Source organism: Streptomyces sp. NBC_00358 (assembly GCF_036099295.1).
Taxonomy (GTDB): domain Bacteria; phylum Actinomycetota; class Actinomycetes; order Streptomycetales; family Streptomycetaceae; genus Streptomyces.
Map to the genome: position 1 here is coordinate 7,164,485 of NZ_CP107976.1, position 15,106 is coordinate 7,179,590.

Below are 15,106 nucleotides of genomic sequence, written 5' to 3' on the forward strand. Positions count from 1 at the left end.
CCCACGTGGCAGACGACGTTCTGTCAGACTCGTCCAGCAAGATCTTCAACACCCATAAGATCTTTCGGAATTACCGAGTGGAGAAGGGTACGGGGAGCATCGATGGAACCGATCATCATCGTCCTGATCATTCTGGTGGTGCTGGTCTTCATCGCCCTGATCAAGACCATCCAGGTCATCCCACAGGCCAGCGCCGCCATCGTCGAGCGCTTCGGCCGCTACACGCGGACACTGAACGCCGGCCTGAACATCGTCGTCCCGTTCATAGACTCGATCCGCAACCGCATCGACCTGCGTGAACAGGTCGTCCCGTTCCCGCCCCAGCCGGTGATCACCCAGGACAACCTGGTCGTCAACATCGACACCGTCATCTACTACCAGGTCACCGACGCGCGAGCCGCGACGTACGAGGTCGCCAGCTACATCCAGGCGATCGAGCAGCTCACCGTCACCACCCTCCGCAACATCATCGGCGGCATGGACCTGGAGCGGACCCTGACCTCCCGTGAGGAGATCAACGCGGCCCTGCGCGGCGTCCTCGACGAGGCCACCGGCAAGTGGGGCATCCGCGTCAACCGGGTCGAACTGAAGGCGATCGAACCGCCCACCTCCATCCAGGACTCGATGGAGAAGCAGATGCGAGCCGACCGCGACAAGCGCGCCGCGATCCTCACCGCGGAAGGCATCCGGCAGTCGCAGATCCTCACCGCCGAGGGCGAGAAGCAGTCCGCGATCCTGCGCGCCGAGGGCGAGGCCAAGGCCGCGGCCCTGCGCGCCGAGGGCGAGGCCCAGGCCGTCCGTACGGTCTTCGAGGCCATCCACGCCGGAGACCCGGACCAGAAACTCCTCTCCTACCAGTACCTCCAGATGCTCCCGAAGATCGCCGAGGGCGACGCCAACAAGCTCTGGATCGTGCCCAGCGAGCTCGGCGACGCCCTCAAGGGCCTCAGCGGCGCCATGGGCAACTTCGGCAACCTGGGCGGGGGTTCGGGCAACTCGGGCAACCGCGGATCCTCCTCGGACTCCGGCGGCGGAAACGAACGCCGCGAGAAGCCGTCCATCACGGACTGATGCCGTACGACGACGGGGCCCACCTCCACAGGGAGGTGGGCCCCGTCGTCGTACGGACGCGGTACGGTTACGCGGCCGGCTGGGCCAGCCACCCCGGCAGCGCGTCGAAGTCGTCCTGGCCGAGCGCCAGCAGCATGGCGTCCGCCGGTGTCGGCTCGAACGGCTGCCGCAGCAACGGCATCTGGGCCTGCTCCGGCGTACGGGCCGCCTTGCGGTGATTGTCCTCGGCGCAGGAGGCCACCGTGTTCAGCCACGAGTCCTGGCCGCCCTGGGCACGCGGGACCACGTGGTCCACGGTCGTGGCCCGTCGGCCGCAGTAGGCGCACCTGTGCCGGTCACGTATCAGCACACCCCGCCTCGACCACGGCGCTTGTCTTCGGAACGGCACCCGGACGTAGCGGCAGAGCCGGATCACCCGGGGCACGGGTATGTCCAACGCCGCTCCGCGCATGCGCAGTTCGGGGTGGGCCTGCTCGACGACGGCCTTGTCCTGCAGCACCAGAACAACGGCTCGGTTCAACGTCACCGTCGACAGCGGCTCAAAGCTCGCGTTCAGTACCAGCGTGTCCCGCATCCAGCCCACCTCCTCCTGCGCACCGGCCCACCTGCGGCGGGCTGGGATCAACTCTGGCCGGGCACGCCGAGATGGACAACGCAATAAAAATGCCCGCCCCTGATCACTTCCATGACCAGAGGCGGGCAAACGTTCGGCGAACGTCAGTCTGCGGCAGGAGCCGTGTACTCACCGATCAACTGGGCGCGCGCCAGCGTGTGGAACCGCAGATTGAAGCCCACCACGGCGGGCGACACCTCCGCGTCGGGACCGAGCTTCTCCTGATCCACGGCGTACACCGTGAAGACGTACCGGTGCGCGGGATCGCCGGCCGGCGGCGCCGCGCCCCCGAAGTCCCGGGACCCGTAGTCGTTGCGCACCTGGACCGCGCCGTCGGGCAGCCCCTCGAACTTGCCGCTGCCCGCCCCCGTCGGCAGCTCCGTCACCGAGGCCGGGATGTCGAACACCACCCAGTGCCAGAACCCGCTCCCCGTCGGGGCGTCCGGATCGAAGCACGTCACGGCGAAGCTCTTGGTCTCCGCCGGGAAGCCCTCCCAGCTCAGCTGCGGCGAGGTGTTCCCGGCCGCGTGGACCTGCGCGTCCTTCAGCACCGCGCCCGGCTCGACATCCTCGCTGGCGACCGTGAACGCCGGCACCGGCGGATGGAAGTCGTGCGGGAGCGGCGGCCTCTTGAGCTCGGTCACGTCAGTACCTCCTGAACGGCGGAATCCGTATGCCGAGCCTAGAACCAGCTGCGCTTGCTGCCGACCTCCGACAGCCACTGGTTCAGGTATCCGGCCCAGTCCGTGCCCTGGAAGTCGTGCAGCCCCACCTCGAAGGAGCGGTACGAGTCGCTGCCCTCACTGAAGAGGCCCGGCTTCTTGTCCATCTCCAGGATGACGTCCATCGCACGGTCGTCCGCGACGAAGCTCAGCTCCATCTGGTTCAGCCCGCGGTACTGCGACGGCGGGTAGAACTCGATCTCCTGGTAGAACGGCAGCCGCTGACGCGTGTTCCTGATGTGGCCGCGCTCCATGTCCGCGTTCTTGAAGCGGAAGCCCAGCCGGATGAAGGCGTCGAGAATCGCCTGCTGCGCGGGCAGCGGGTGCACATTGATCGGGTCGAGGTCGCCCGAGTCGATGGCACGGGCGATCTCCAGCTCGGTGGTCACACCGATGTGCATCCCGCGCAGGCTCTGCCCGTCGATCATGGTGACCGGCGTCTCCCACGGGATCTCCAGCCCGAACGGAACCGAGTGCACGGCACCCGCCTGCAGCTCGAAGGCCCCGCCGAGCCGCAGCTTCGTGAACTCGATGTTCTGCTTGTACTCCTGGTCGTCGTGGCCCTCGACCTCGACCGTGGCCTGCAGGCCGACCGACAGACCCTCGATCGACTGGTCGACCGAGCCACCCTGGATCCGCACCTCACCCTGGACGACGCCGCCCGGAACGGTGTTCGCCTCGGTCAGCACCGTCTCGACCGAAGCCCCGCCGGCCCCCAAGCTAGCGAGCAGCCGCTTGAACCCCATGTCGCACTTCCTCCCCAGGCAACGCCTGTTCCGTCCTGTGTCCGTCTGGATCCCTTGATCCGTACAAACGCGATCCGGCCCCGGCCGGTTCCGCGTCCTCACCCTTACAAGGGAGAGGACCTCTGACCACCCCGCCGACGAGCGTCCGTCCGGACCGAGCCGCACCGCCCCGGACCGCGCCGCGGCGGTCAGTGCGGAGGGACTACGCTCGTACGCCATGATCGCGGCCCCTGACCGTACGCCCCTGAACCGGGACTTCTTCGACCGCCCTGTGCTGGACGTCGCCCCTGACCTGCTGGGACGCATCCTCGTACGACTCACCCCGGACGGTCCGATCGAACTGCGCCTCACCGAGGTCGAGGCCTACGACGGTCCGGACGACCCCGGCTCGCACGCCTACCGCGGTCGCACGGCCCGCAACGGCGTGATGTTCGGCCCGCCCGGTCATGTGTACGTCTACTTCACCTACGGCATGTGGCACTGCATGAATCTGGTGTGCGGTCCGGAGGGCAGACCGAGTGGGGTCCTGCTCCGGGCCGGCGAGGTCACCGAAGGCGCGGACCTCGCTCGTAAACGTCGACTCTCGGCCCGAAACGACAAGGAACTGGCCAAAGGACCGGCCCGCCTCGCGACGGCACTGGGGGTGGACCGGTCACTCGACGGAGCGGATGCCTGCGGCCCGTCGGGCTCCCCCCTGACCATGCTCAGGGGTACGCCCGTCCACTCCGACCAGGTACGCAACGGACCGCGCACCGGAGTCTCCGGCGACGGGGGCGTTCATCCCTGGCGTTTCTGGGTCGCCGACGACCCCACGGTGAGCCCCTATCGCGCTCATGCGCCCCGCCGCCGCTCAACTTGACGCGCCCCTGGGGGATCCGTAATGTAGCCCGAGCCGCTTGAACCGGTTACGGCGTTCAGCCAGCAGCCGAGAGCGGCCAACCCACTACCTACGACTTCCCTCCAGCGGGGGCTTATTCGGCGTGCCTGCATGCCTGAATTCGAACTCGCGGAACTCGATTATGAGTCGCTGCGGGAATCGGCTAGCGTAGTGAATGTCGAAAGGCCGCGAAACGCGAAAGCGCTGAAAGGCCCGAGGACAAACCCCGCTGACTGGGAGTCAGGCCCGAAAGGATCTGATAGAGTCGGACTCGCCGGAAAGGGAAACGCGGAAGCGGGAACCTGGAAAGCACCGAGGAAATCGGATACGGAAACGGTCTGATAGAGTCGGAAACGCAAGACCGAAGGGAAGCGCCCGGAGGAAAACCCGAGAGGGTGAGTACAAAGGAAGCGTCCGTTCCTTGAGAACTCAACAGCGTGCCAAAAATCAACGCCAGATTTGTTGATACCCCGTCTCCGGCCGATCGGTCGGGACGAGGTTCCTTTGAAAAAGTCCTGCCGGGCATTGTTCCGGTAGGCGCATCAGCGAGGACGCTGTGAACCGAAGGGATTATTCCTCCCTCCGGTTCCGCTCTCATGATGTTTCACCGGATTACCGGTAAACATTCACGGAGAGTTTGATCCTGGCTCAGGACGAACGCTGGCGGCGTGCTTAACACATGCAAGTCGAACGATGAACCACTTCGGTGGGGATTAGTGGCGAACGGGTGAGTAACACGTGGGCAATCTGCCCTTCACTCTGGGACAAGCCCTGGAAACGGGGTCTAATACCGGATAACACTCCTGCCTGCATGGGCGGGGGTTAAAAGCTCCGGCGGTGAAGGATGAGCCCGCGGCCTATCAGCTTGTTGGTGAGGTAGTGGCTCACCAAGGCGACGACGGGTAGCCGGCCTGAGAGGGCGACCGGCCACACTGGGACTGAGACACGGCCCAGACTCCTACGGGAGGCAGCAGTGGGGAATATTGCACAATGGGCGAAAGCCTGATGCAGCGACGCCGCGTGAGGGATGACGGCCTTCGGGTTGTAAACCTCTTTCAGCAGGGAAGAAGCGAAAGTGACGGTACCTGCAGAAGAAGCGCCGGCTAACTACGTGCCAGCAGCCGCGGTAATACGTAGGGCGCAAGCGTTGTCCGGAATTATTGGGCGTAAAGAGCTCGTAGGCGGCTTGTCACGTCGGGTGTGAAAGCCCGGGGCTTAACCCCGGGTCTGCATTCGATACGGGCTAGCTAGAGTGTGGTAGGGGAGATCGGAATTCCTGGTGTAGCGGTGAAATGCGCAGATATCAGGAGGAACACCGGTGGCGAAGGCGGATCTCTGGGCCATTACTGACGCTGAGGAGCGAAAGCGTGGGGAGCGAACAGGATTAGATACCCTGGTAGTCCACGCCGTAAACGGTGGGAACTAGGTGTTGGCGACATTCCACGTCGTCGGTGCCGCAGCTAACGCATTAAGTTCCCCGCCTGGGGAGTACGGCCGCAAGGCTAAAACTCAAAGGAATTGACGGGGGCCCGCACAAGCAGCGGAGCATGTGGCTTAATTCGACGCAACGCGAAGAACCTTACCAAGGCTTGACATACACCGGAAAGCATTAGAGATAGTGCCCCCCTTGTGGTCGGTGTACAGGTGGTGCATGGCTGTCGTCAGCTCGTGTCGTGAGATGTTGGGTTAAGTCCCGCAACGAGCGCAACCCTTGTTCTGTGTTGCCAGCATGCCCTTCGGGGTGATGGGGACTCACAGGAGACTGCCGGGGTCAACTCGGAGGAAGGTGGGGACGACGTCAAGTCATCATGCCCCTTATGTCTTGGGCTGCACACGTGCTACAATGGCAGGTACAAAGAGCTGCGAAGCCGCGAGGCGGAGCGAATCTCAAAAAGCCTGTCTCAGTTCGGATTGGGGTCTGCAACTCGACCCCATGAAGTCGGAGTTGCTAGTAATCGCAGATCAGCATTGCTGCGGTGAATACGTTCCCGGGCCTTGTACACACCGCCCGTCACGTCACGAAAGTCGGTAACACCCGAAGCCGGTGGCCCAACCCCTTGTGGGAGGGAGCTGTCGAAGGTGGGACTGGCGATTGGGACGAAGTCGTAACAAGGTAGCCGTACCGGAAGGTGCGGCTGGATCACCTCCTTTCTAAGGAGCATCTAGGCCGCCAAGCTTGCTTGGTGGTCCAGGGCCATTACGTCGGCACACGTTCGACGGTGGTTGCTCATGGGTGGAACGTTGATTATTCGGCACTCTTGACTGTCTTCTCCTTCCAGTACTGTCCTTCGGGGCGTGGAAAGAATGAGGGAAGCAGGAAGAGAGTCGGGCACGCTGTTGGGTGTCTGAAGGTACGGCCGAAAGGCTGCCTTCAGTGCCGGCCCCGGTGAAACACCGCGTAAGTGGTGTGTGACGGGTGGTTGGTCGTTGTTTGAGAACTGCACAGTGGACGCGAGCATCTGTGGCCAAGTTTTTAAGGGCGCACGGTGGATGCCTTGGCACCAGGAACCGATGAAGGACGTGGGAGGCCACGATAGTCCCCGGGGAGCCGTCAACCAGGCTTTGATCCGGGGGTTTCCGAATGGGGAAACCCGGCAGTCGTCATGGGCTGTCACCCATACCTGAACACATAGGGTATGTGGAGGGAACGCGGGGAAGTGAAACATCTCAGTACCCGCAGGAAGAGAAAACAACCGTGATTCCGGGAGTAGTGGCGAGCGAAACCGGATGAGGCCAAACCTTGTATGTGTGAGACCCGGCAGGGGTTGCATGCAAGGGGTTGTGGGATCTCTCTTTCACAGTCTGCCGGCTGTGAGACGAGTCAGAAACCGTTGATGTAGGCGAAGGACATGCGAAAGGTCCGGCGTAGAGGGTAAGACCCCCGTAGTCGAAACATCAACGGCTCGTTTGAGAGACACCCAAGTAGCACGGGGCCCGAGAAATCCCGTGTGAATCTGGCGGGACCACCCGCTAAGCCTAAATATTCCCTGGTGACCGATAGCGGATAGTACCGTGAGGGAATGGTGAAAAGTACCGCGGGAGCGGAGTGAAATAGTACCTGAAACCGTGTGCCTACAAGCCGTGGGAGCGTCGCGCATTGAGTTTACTCAGTGCGTCGTGACTGCGTGCCTTTTGAAGAATGAGCCTGCGAGTTTGCGGTGCGTTGCGAGGTTAACCCGTGTGGGGAAGCCGTAGCGAAAGCGAGTCCGAATAGGGCGATTCAGTAGCGCGCTCAAGACCCGAAGCGGAGTGATCTAGCCATGGGCAGGTTGAAGCGGCTGTAAGAGGTCGTGGAGGACCGAACCCACCAGGGTTGAAAACCTGGGGGATGACCTGTGGTTAGGGGTGAAAGGCCAATCAAACTCCGTGATAGCTGGTTCTCCCCGAAATGCATTTAGGTGCAGCGTCGTGTGTTTCTTGCCGGAGGTAGAGCACTGGATAGGCGATGGGCCCTACCGGGTTACTGACCTTAGCCAAACTCCGAATGCCGGTAAGTGAGAGCGCGGCAGTGAGACTGTGGGGGATAAGCTCCATGGTCGAGAGGGAAACAGCCCAGAGCATCGACTAAGGCCCCTAAGCGTACGCTAAGTGGGAAAGGATGTGGAGTCGCACAGACAACCAGGAGGTTGGCTTAGAAGCAGCCACCCTTGAAAGAGTGCGTAATAGCTCACTGGTCTAGTGATTCCGCGCCGACAATGTAGCGGGGCTCAAGCGTACCGCCGAAGTCGTGTCATTGCAGCAATAGGGCCAACGCCCGCTGTGATGGGTAGGGGAGCGTCGTGTGCCGGGTGAAGCCGCGCCGGAAGGCAGTGGTGGACGGTTCACGAGTGAGAATGCAGGCATGAGTAGCGATACACACGTGAGAAACGTGTGCGCCGATTGACTAAGGGTTCCTGGGTCAAGCTGATCTGCCCAGGGTAAGTCGGGACCTAAGGCGAGGCCGACAGGCGTAGTCGATGGATAACCGGTTGATATTCCGGTACCCGCTGTGAAGCGTCAAACATTGAACCAGGCGATGCTAAGTCCGTGAAGCCGCCCCGGAGCCTTCGGGCAAGGGGGAGTGGTGGAGCCGACGGTCCAGACCTGTAGTAGGTGAGTGATGGGGTGACGCAGGAAGGTAGTCCATCCCGGGCGGTGGTTGTCCCGGGGTAAGGGTGTAGGCCGTGTGATAGGCAAATCCGTCACACATTAAGGCTGAGACCTGATGCCGAGCCGATTGTGGTGAAGTGGATGATCCTATGCTGTCGAGAAAAGCCTCTAGCGAGTTTCATGGCGGCCCGTACCCTAAACCGACTCAGGTGGTCAGGTAGAGAATACCGAGGCGTTCGGGTGAACTATGGTTAAGGAACTCGGCAAAATGCCCCCGTAACTTCGGGAGAAGGGGGCCATCACTGGTGATCCGATTTACTCGGTGAGCTGGGGGTGGCCGCAGAGACCAGCGAGAAGCGACTGTTTACTAAAAACACAGGTCCGTGCGAAGCCGTAAGGCGATGTATACGGACTGACGCCTGCCCGGTGCTGGAACGTTAAGGGGACCGGTTAGTCACTCTTCGGGGTGGCGAAGCTGAGAACTTAAGCGCCAGTAAACGGCGGTGGTAACTATAACCATCCTAAGGTAGCGAAATTCCTTGTCGGGTAAGTTCCGACCTGCACGAATGGCGTAACGACTTCTCGACTGTCTCAACCATAGGCCCGGTGAAATTGCACTACGAGTAAAGATGCTCGTTTCGCGCAGCAGGACGGAAAGACCCCGGGACCTTTACTACAGTTTGATATTGGTGTTCGGTTCGGCTTGTGTAGGATAGGTGGGAGACTGTGAAGTGCGGGCGCCAGCCCGTGTGGAGTCGCCGTTGAAATACCACTCTGGTCGTGCTGGATGTCTAACCTGGGTCCGTGATCCGGATCAGGGACAGTGTCTGATGGGTAGTTTAACTGGGGCGGTTGCCTCCTAAAGAGTAACGGAGGCGCCCAAAGGTTCCCTCAGCCTGGTTGGCAATCAGGTGTTGAGTGTAAGTGCACAAGGGAGCTTGACTGTGAGACCGACGGGTCGAGCAGGGACGAAAGTCGGGACTAGTGATCCGGCGGTGGCTTGTGGAAGCGCCGTCGCTCAACGGATAAAAGGTACCCCGGGGATAACAGGCTGATCTTCCCCAAGAGTCCATATCGACGGGATGGTTTGGCACCTCGATGTCGGCTCGTCGCATCCTGGGGCTGGAGTCGGTCCCAAGGGTTGGGCTGTTCGCCCATTAAAGCGGTACGCGAGCTGGGTTTAGAACGTCGTGAGACAGTTCGGTCCCTATCCGCTGTGCGCGTAGGAATATTGAGAAGGGCTGTCCCTAGTACGAGAGGACCGGGACGGACGAACCTCTGGTGTGCCAGTTGTCCTGCCAAGGGCATGGCTGGTTGGCTACGTTCGGGAGGGATAACCGCTGAAAGCATCTAAGCGGGAAGCCTGCTTCGAGATGAGTATTCCCACCCCCTTTGAGGGGTTAAGGCTCCCAGTAGACGACTGGGTTGATAGGCCAGATCTGGAAGGCGGGCAACCGCTGGAGGTGACTGGTACTAATAGGCCGAGGGCTTGTCCTCAGTTGCTCGCGTCCACTGTGTAGTTCCCAGACAACGAACGGTTGTGCTGGCTGAACAGTTCCACTTACTTAATTGAAGAGTGTGCTTGTTCGCTGCCCGTTCGAGGCCTCGTTCATGACGAGGTGTCTGACAGGGTTTCGGTGGTCATAGCGTGAGGGAAACGCCCGGTTACATTCCGAACCCGGAAGCTAAGCCTCACAGCGCCGATGGTACTGCAGGGGGGACCCTGTGGGAGAGTAGGACGCCGCCGAACAATCTTTGGAGGACCCCTGGTCCCAGCGACTCGCTGGAACCAGGGGTCCTTTTTGTTTTTTCCGAAGCGCGCCGAGTACCCGGCTGCGCGAGAATGACTTGCGGTACCAATGACAGGAGTCACCATGTCCACCAACTCTCCCGACGAGCGACCGGAGCGCGACCAGCGCCGTCGTGACAGTGGTGACCGCGGTGACCACCGCGGGGGCCCGCGCCGAGACAACGACCGCGGCGGCTCCGGCCGACGTGACGACCGCCGTGACGGCGACCGTGGCGGAGACCGCGGTGGCTTCCGCCGTGACGACAACCGCGGTGGCGCCGGCGGCGCGGGCGGCCGTGACAGCGGCGGCCGGCCGCCGTTCCGTCGTGACGACCGTCCGAGCGGTCCGCGCCGCGACGACCGTACGTCCGCCCCGCGTCGCGACGGGGACCGTCCTGCCTTCAACCGTGACGATCGGCCCAGCAGCCCGCGCCGTGATGACAACCGCGGCGGCGGTAGTGGCGGCGGCTTCCGTCGCGATGACAACCGTGGTGGCAGTGGTACCGGTGGCGGCGGTTTCCGCCGTGACGACAACCGCGGCAGCAGCAGTGGTGGCGGCTTCCGTCGCGATGACAACCGCGGTGGCGGTAGCGGTGGTGGGTTCCGTCGCGACGACCGTGGCGGCAGCAGCAGTGGTGGCGGTTTCCGCCGTGACGACCGTGGTGGCAGCAGCAGTGGCGGGTTCCGTCGCGATGACAACCGCGGTGGCAGTGGAACCGGTGGCGGCGGCTTCCGCCGTGACGACAACCGCGGCAGCAGCAGTGGTGGCGGCTTCCGTCGCGACGACAACCGCGGTGGCGGTAGCGGTGGTGGGTTCCGTCGCGACGACCGTGGCGGCAGCGGTAGTGGTGGCGGTTTCCGCCGTGACGACAACCGTGGTGGCAGTGGTACCGGTGGCGGCGGCTTCCGTCGTGACGACCGTGGCGGCAGCGGTAGTGGTGGCGGCTTCCGTCGCGACGACAACCGCGGTGGCAGCAGCAGTGGCGGGGGCTTCCCCCGTGACGACCGCGGCGGCAACAGCGGTGGCGGTTTCCGTCGCGACGACCGTGGCGACTTCCGCCGTGACGACAGGCGCGACGACCGTGGCCCCCGTCGCGACGCCGACCGCCCGCCCTTCCGCCGTGACGACAACCGTGGCGGCAGCGACTTCCGCCGTGACGAGCGGCCCAGCACTCCGCGTCGCGATGACGACCGTGGCGGCTTCCGCCGTGACGACAACCGTGGCGGCAGCGACTTCCGCCGTGACGAGCGGCCCAGCACTCCGCGTCGCGATGACGACCGCGGTGGCTTCCGCCGTGACGACAATCGCGGCGGCAGCGACTTCCGTCGCGACGAGCGGCCCAGCACTCCGCGTCGCGATGACGACCGCGGTGGCTTCCGCCGTGACGACAACCGCGGCGGCGGTGGCGGCGGCGACTTCCGTCGTGACGAGCGCCGTGGCGACGACCGTGGTGGGTTCCGCCGTGACGACAACCGCGGCGGCAGCGACTTCCGCCGTGACGAGCGGCCCAGCACTCCGCGTCGCGATGACGACCGCGGTGGCTTCCGCCGTGACGACAACCGCGGCGGCAGCGACCGTCCGCCCTTCCGCCGTGACGACCGTGGCGACTTCCGTCGCGACGACAACCGTGGCGGCGGCAGCGGCGGCGGGTTCCGAGGCCGTGACGACCGGGGCCGCGACGACCGTGGCCGCGGTGGGCCGCGCGGCGACGACCGGCACGGTGGCGGCCGTTTCCGCGACGAGCGGGAGCGGGACCGTGAGCCGATCAAGCGGCTGCCGATCCCGGACGAGGTCACCGGCGAGGAGATCGACAAGGACGTACGGCAGGAGCTCATGAGCCTGCCCAAGGGCCTTGCCGAGGAGGTCTCGCGCAACCTGGTGATGGTGGCCCGGCTCATCGACGAGGACCCCGAGGGCGCCTACGCGTACTCGAGGATCGCCCTGCGGCTGGCGTCGCGTGTCGCGGCCGTGCGCGAGGCGGCCGGCTTCGCCGCGTACGCGAACCAGAAGTTCAGCGAGGCGCTCGCCGAGTTCCGCGCCGCGCGCCGGATGACCGGCAGCGTGGAGCTGTGGCCCGTGATGGCGGACTGCGAGCGCGGTCTCGGCCGGCCCGAGAAGGCGCTGGAGATGGCCGGGGCGCCCGAGGTGCAGAAGCTGGACAAGGCGAGCCAGGTCGAGATGCGGCTCGTGGCCGCCGGTGCCCGGCGGGACATGGATCAGCTGGAAGCCGCGATCGTCACGCTGCAGAGCCCGGAGCTCGCCTCGAACTCCGTACAGCCCTGGACCGCGCGGCTGCGGTACGCCTACGCCGACGCGCTCCTGGCCGCCGGCCGTGAGGGCGAGGCACGCGAGTGGTTCGCCAAGACCGTCGAGTCCGACAAGGACAGCAGCACGGACGCCTCCGACCGGCTCGCCGAGCTGGACGGCGTCGAGTTCGTCGACGCGCTCGTCGAGGACGACGAGGCCGGGAGCGGCCAGGCGAGCGCGTCCAAGGCCGGGACGGACGTCCACGCCGAGGACGGGCACCAGGACGAAGAGGATGAGGACGACGACGAGATCGAGTCCGTGACCACGGACGGGATCACGGACGACGTCGACGACCTCGACGACGAGGACGAGGACGAGGACGAAGACCTCGACAGGGACGACGACGAGGACGAGGACGACCGCGAGGACGACGCTCCTCACCGTCCCCAGAGCTGACGTCGGACACGTCTGACACTGCGGGACAAACACGTGGGCGGTGGGACACCGGAAGGTGTCCCACCGCCCACGTGGCGTTTCCGGGTCCGTGCCCCCTCAGGGGGCGAGCGCCCGCAGGACCAGACCCGACGCCGGCTTCGGGCCGAAGGACGTCGACTTGCGCGGCATCGTGACCCCCTGGCGGGCGAGATCGCGTACGACCTCCTCGTGGACCGGGTGCATCAGGACGGCCGTGCCTCCGTCCTGTTCCGCCTTCTCGACCGTGGCACTCGTGTCGTGGATGTACGCGATGTGCGCGGGGGAGTCCTCCGGGATGCCCCACACATGGTCGAGGAGTACGGCGTGCAGGACCGTGGCGTCCAGCGTGCGCCAGGCCTCCGGCCGGTCGGCCGGGACCGTACGGGCGAGAAGGTCCGGCGACGGGCGGTCGACGAGGTGGAAGGAGCCGTCGCCGGCGAGGAGGAAGGCGTTCCCCTCGGAGGCCGCCTCGGACAGTGCACCCAGCGCCTCGGCGAGGGGCACGTCGAGGTGACGTACGCGGAAGGAGTCGCCCAGGCCGGCCAGTGCCTCGGCGACCGGCAGGCGGTGCAGCAGGCGGTGGATGGCCCGGACGCGCAGCGGATAGCGGCCCGTGTCCACCAGAAGGACCAGACCGTAGTCCCAGGGGCTCGGCGAGGGGTGCTCCGCGCGTAGACGCAGATAGGTCGCCCAGCGGTGATGGCCGTCGGCGATCAGGGCCTGGTGCCGGCCGAGATCCGTCCGGATCTCCGCGAGCTCCGCCGGGTCGGTGACCGCCCACAGGCGGTGGCTGATGCCGTCCTCCGTGGTGGTGGACAGCAGCGGTGTCCGGGCGACGGTGCGTTCGATGACGGCGGCCGTGCCGGCCCCGGAGCCGTTGCCGCGATAGGTCAGCAGCAGGGGTTCGAGGTTGGCCGAGGTGGCGCGCATCAGGGCCGCGCGGTCGGCGATGACGTGCGGCATCACGTCCTCGTGCGGGAGGACGACGCCGTCGGACGGCTCCGACAGGCGCAGGTTGCCGATCACGCCCCGCTGCAGCAGGTCGCCGTCGCGTTGCTCGTACACGTACAGGCCCGGCTCGGGATCGGCTGCCAGGATGCCCTCCGACAGCCAGTGGCGCAGCGTGTCGGCGGCCTGCTGGTTGCGGGCGGCGGGAGTGCCGTCCTGCGGGAGGATCAGCCGGACGATGTTGTACGGGTCGGCGGATTCGAGTTCGAGCAGTCCGTCGGGCCGGACGATGACGTCGTACGGCGGGGATGTCACGGCGGCCAGGCTGCCGACCCGGTCGGGGTCGTAGCGCAGGCCTCGGAACGGGGTGAGTTCGAGGCCGCTCCCTGCCGGTGTTTCCTCCTCGGGACCTGCATAGTTCATTGGGGCATCGTAAGTGTGTCAGTGGCATGCGCGATGATCGGGGCAAAGGGATCGAACGAGGAGCGATGTGCAATGAGCCAGACCGTCAGGACGCGGCCCGAAGGCAGTGGCCAGGCCCTGAGCGAGGCGTACGACACGGCGCTGCTGGATCTGGACGGAGTGGTGTACGCGGGCGGTCTCGCCATCGCGCATGCCGTGGAGTCCCTCGGGACGGCGAGCAAGGGCGGCATGCACCTCGCGTACGTCACCAACAACGCGCTGCGCACTCCGGACGCCGTCGCCGAGCACCTCACGGAGCTGGGCATACCGACGGAGGCCTCGGACGTCATCACCTCGGCGCAGGCCGTGGCCCGGCTCATCAGCGAGCAGGTGCCCGCGGGGGCGCGGGTGCTGGTCATCGGGGGTGACGGGCTGCGGGTCGCGCTCCGTGAGCGCGGGCTGGAGCCGGTCGACTCCGCGGAGGACGAGCCCGTCGCGGTCGTTCAGGGGTACGGCGGTCCCGATCTGACCTGGTCGCGCTTCGCGGAGGCCTGCTACGCCATCGCGCGCGGTGTGCCCTGGTTCGCCTCCAACACCGATCTGACGATTCCGGGCGCACGCGGGATCGCGCCGGGCAACGGCGCGGCGGTCGAGGTCGTCCGCATCGCCACGGGCGCCGAGCCGCAGGTGGCGGGCAAGCCACTGCCCCCGATGCACCGAGAGACGATTCTGCGGACCGGGGCGAAGCGGCCGCTGGTGGTCGGTGACCGGCTGGACACGGACATCGAGGGCGCGTTCAACGGCGAGGTGGACTCGCTGCTCGTCCTCACCGGCGTGACGGACGGGGCGCAGCTCCTCGCCGCTCCGCCGCAGCACCGGCCGACGTATGTCGACGCCGATCTGCGCGGGATGCTCACCGGTCAGCCGGAGGTCGTCGAGGCCGGCGACGGGTTCCGCTGCGGGGGCTGGACGGCGACGGCCGGAAGCGGGGAGCTCGAACTGACGGGCGAGGGCGAGGCCCTCGACGGTCTGCGGGCCCTGTGTGCCGCCGCCTGGACGGCCGCCGGAGAAGGCGGTTGCGAGCTGGACGGGGGCAAGGCGCTGGCGCGCCTGGGGCTGTAGGCGTC

The 15,106-nt window shown here is 65.4% G+C and carries 8 protein-coding genes, 3 rRNA genes and 1 pseudogene; 8 read left to right on the forward strand and 4 right to left on the reverse strand.

All coding sequences use genetic code 11. The features are described from left to right. Positions 1–102: 102 nt before the first annotated feature. Positions 103–1,071 (forward strand): SPFH domain-containing protein, encoded by a 969-nt coding sequence (locus tag OHT01_RS30605; protein ID WP_328556333.1) that lies wholly within the window; start codon positions 103–105, stop codon positions 1,069–1,071. A 67-nt stretch (positions 1,072–1,138) separates the two neighbouring features. On the opposite strand, the gene OHT01_RS30610 is transcribed toward OHT01_RS30605, so the two are convergent. The 3 genes from OHT01_RS30610 to OHT01_RS30620 form a co-directional block, all read right to left on the reverse strand. Continuing rightward, positions 1,139–1,645, reverse strand: a complete 507-nt coding sequence (locus OHT01_RS30610) for an HNH endonuclease (protein WP_328556334.1) — start codon at positions 1,643–1,645, stop codon at positions 1,139–1,141. Positions 1,646–1,788: 143 nt separating this feature from the next. Further along, the gene (locus OHT01_RS30615; RefSeq protein WP_328556335.1) at positions 1,789–2,328 is read right to left on the reverse strand and encodes a YbhB/YbcL family Raf kinase inhibitor-like protein; all 540 of its coding nucleotides are present in this window, start codon (positions 2,326–2,328) and stop codon (positions 1,789–1,791) included. Between the two features lie 38 nt (positions 2,329–2,366). Further along, on the reverse strand, positions 2,367–3,152 hold the full coding sequence (locus OHT01_RS30620; protein WP_328556336.1) for a sporulation protein: 786 nt from the start codon (positions 3,150–3,152) through the stop codon (positions 2,367–2,369). A gap of 217 nt (positions 3,153–3,369) precedes the next feature. Between OHT01_RS30620 and OHT01_RS30625 the strand changes: the two genes are divergently transcribed. The 6 genes and pseudogenes from OHT01_RS30625 to OHT01_RS30650 all read left to right on the forward strand — a co-directional run bounded on the left by OHT01_RS30625 (position 3,370) and on the right by OHT01_RS30650 (position 12,611). After that, positions 3,370–4,011: a DNA-3-methyladenine glycosylase gene (locus OHT01_RS30625; protein ID WP_328556337.1), complete on the forward strand. Its 642-nt coding sequence runs from the start codon at positions 3,370–3,372 to the stop codon at positions 4,009–4,011. A 643-nt stretch (positions 4,012–4,654) separates the two neighbouring features. Continuing rightward, positions 4,655–6,180, forward strand: a 16S ribosomal RNA gene (locus tag OHT01_RS30630). 312 nt (positions 6,181–6,492) lie between these two features. Further along, positions 6,493–9,615: ribosomal RNA gene (locus OHT01_RS30635) — 23S ribosomal RNA — on the forward strand. Positions 9,616–9,751: 136 nt separating this feature from the next. Next, positions 9,752–9,868, forward strand: a 5S ribosomal RNA gene (gene rrf / locus OHT01_RS30640). Together the 16S, 23S and 5S rRNA genes form the textbook arrangement of a ribosomal RNA operon. A 518-nt stretch (positions 9,869–10,386) precedes the next feature. Continuing rightward, positions 10,387–11,369 (forward strand): annotated as a pseudogene (locus OHT01_RS40215) (hypothetical protein); the annotation flags it as partial. Between the two features lie 372 nt (positions 11,370–11,741). Then, complete coding sequence (locus tag OHT01_RS30650) at positions 11,742–12,611, forward strand: hypothetical protein (protein ID WP_328558329.1); 870 nt, start codon at positions 11,742–11,744, stop codon at positions 12,609–12,611. A gap of 96 nt (positions 12,612–12,707) precedes the next feature. On the opposite strand, the gene OHT01_RS30655 is transcribed toward OHT01_RS30650, so the two are convergent. Beyond that, positions 12,708–14,000 (reverse strand): DUF1015 domain-containing protein, encoded by a 1,293-nt coding sequence (locus tag OHT01_RS30655; RefSeq protein WP_328556338.1) that lies wholly within the window; start codon positions 13,998–14,000, stop codon positions 12,708–12,710. 72 nt (positions 14,001–14,072) lie between these two features. On the opposite strand from OHT01_RS30655, the gene OHT01_RS30660 reads away from it, so the two are divergent. Then, a complete protein-coding gene (locus tag OHT01_RS30660; RefSeq protein WP_328556339.1) occupies positions 14,073–15,101 on the forward strand; it encodes an HAD hydrolase-like protein in 1,029 nt (342 codons plus the stop codon). The last annotated feature ends 5 nt before the right edge of the window (positions 15,102–15,106 follow it).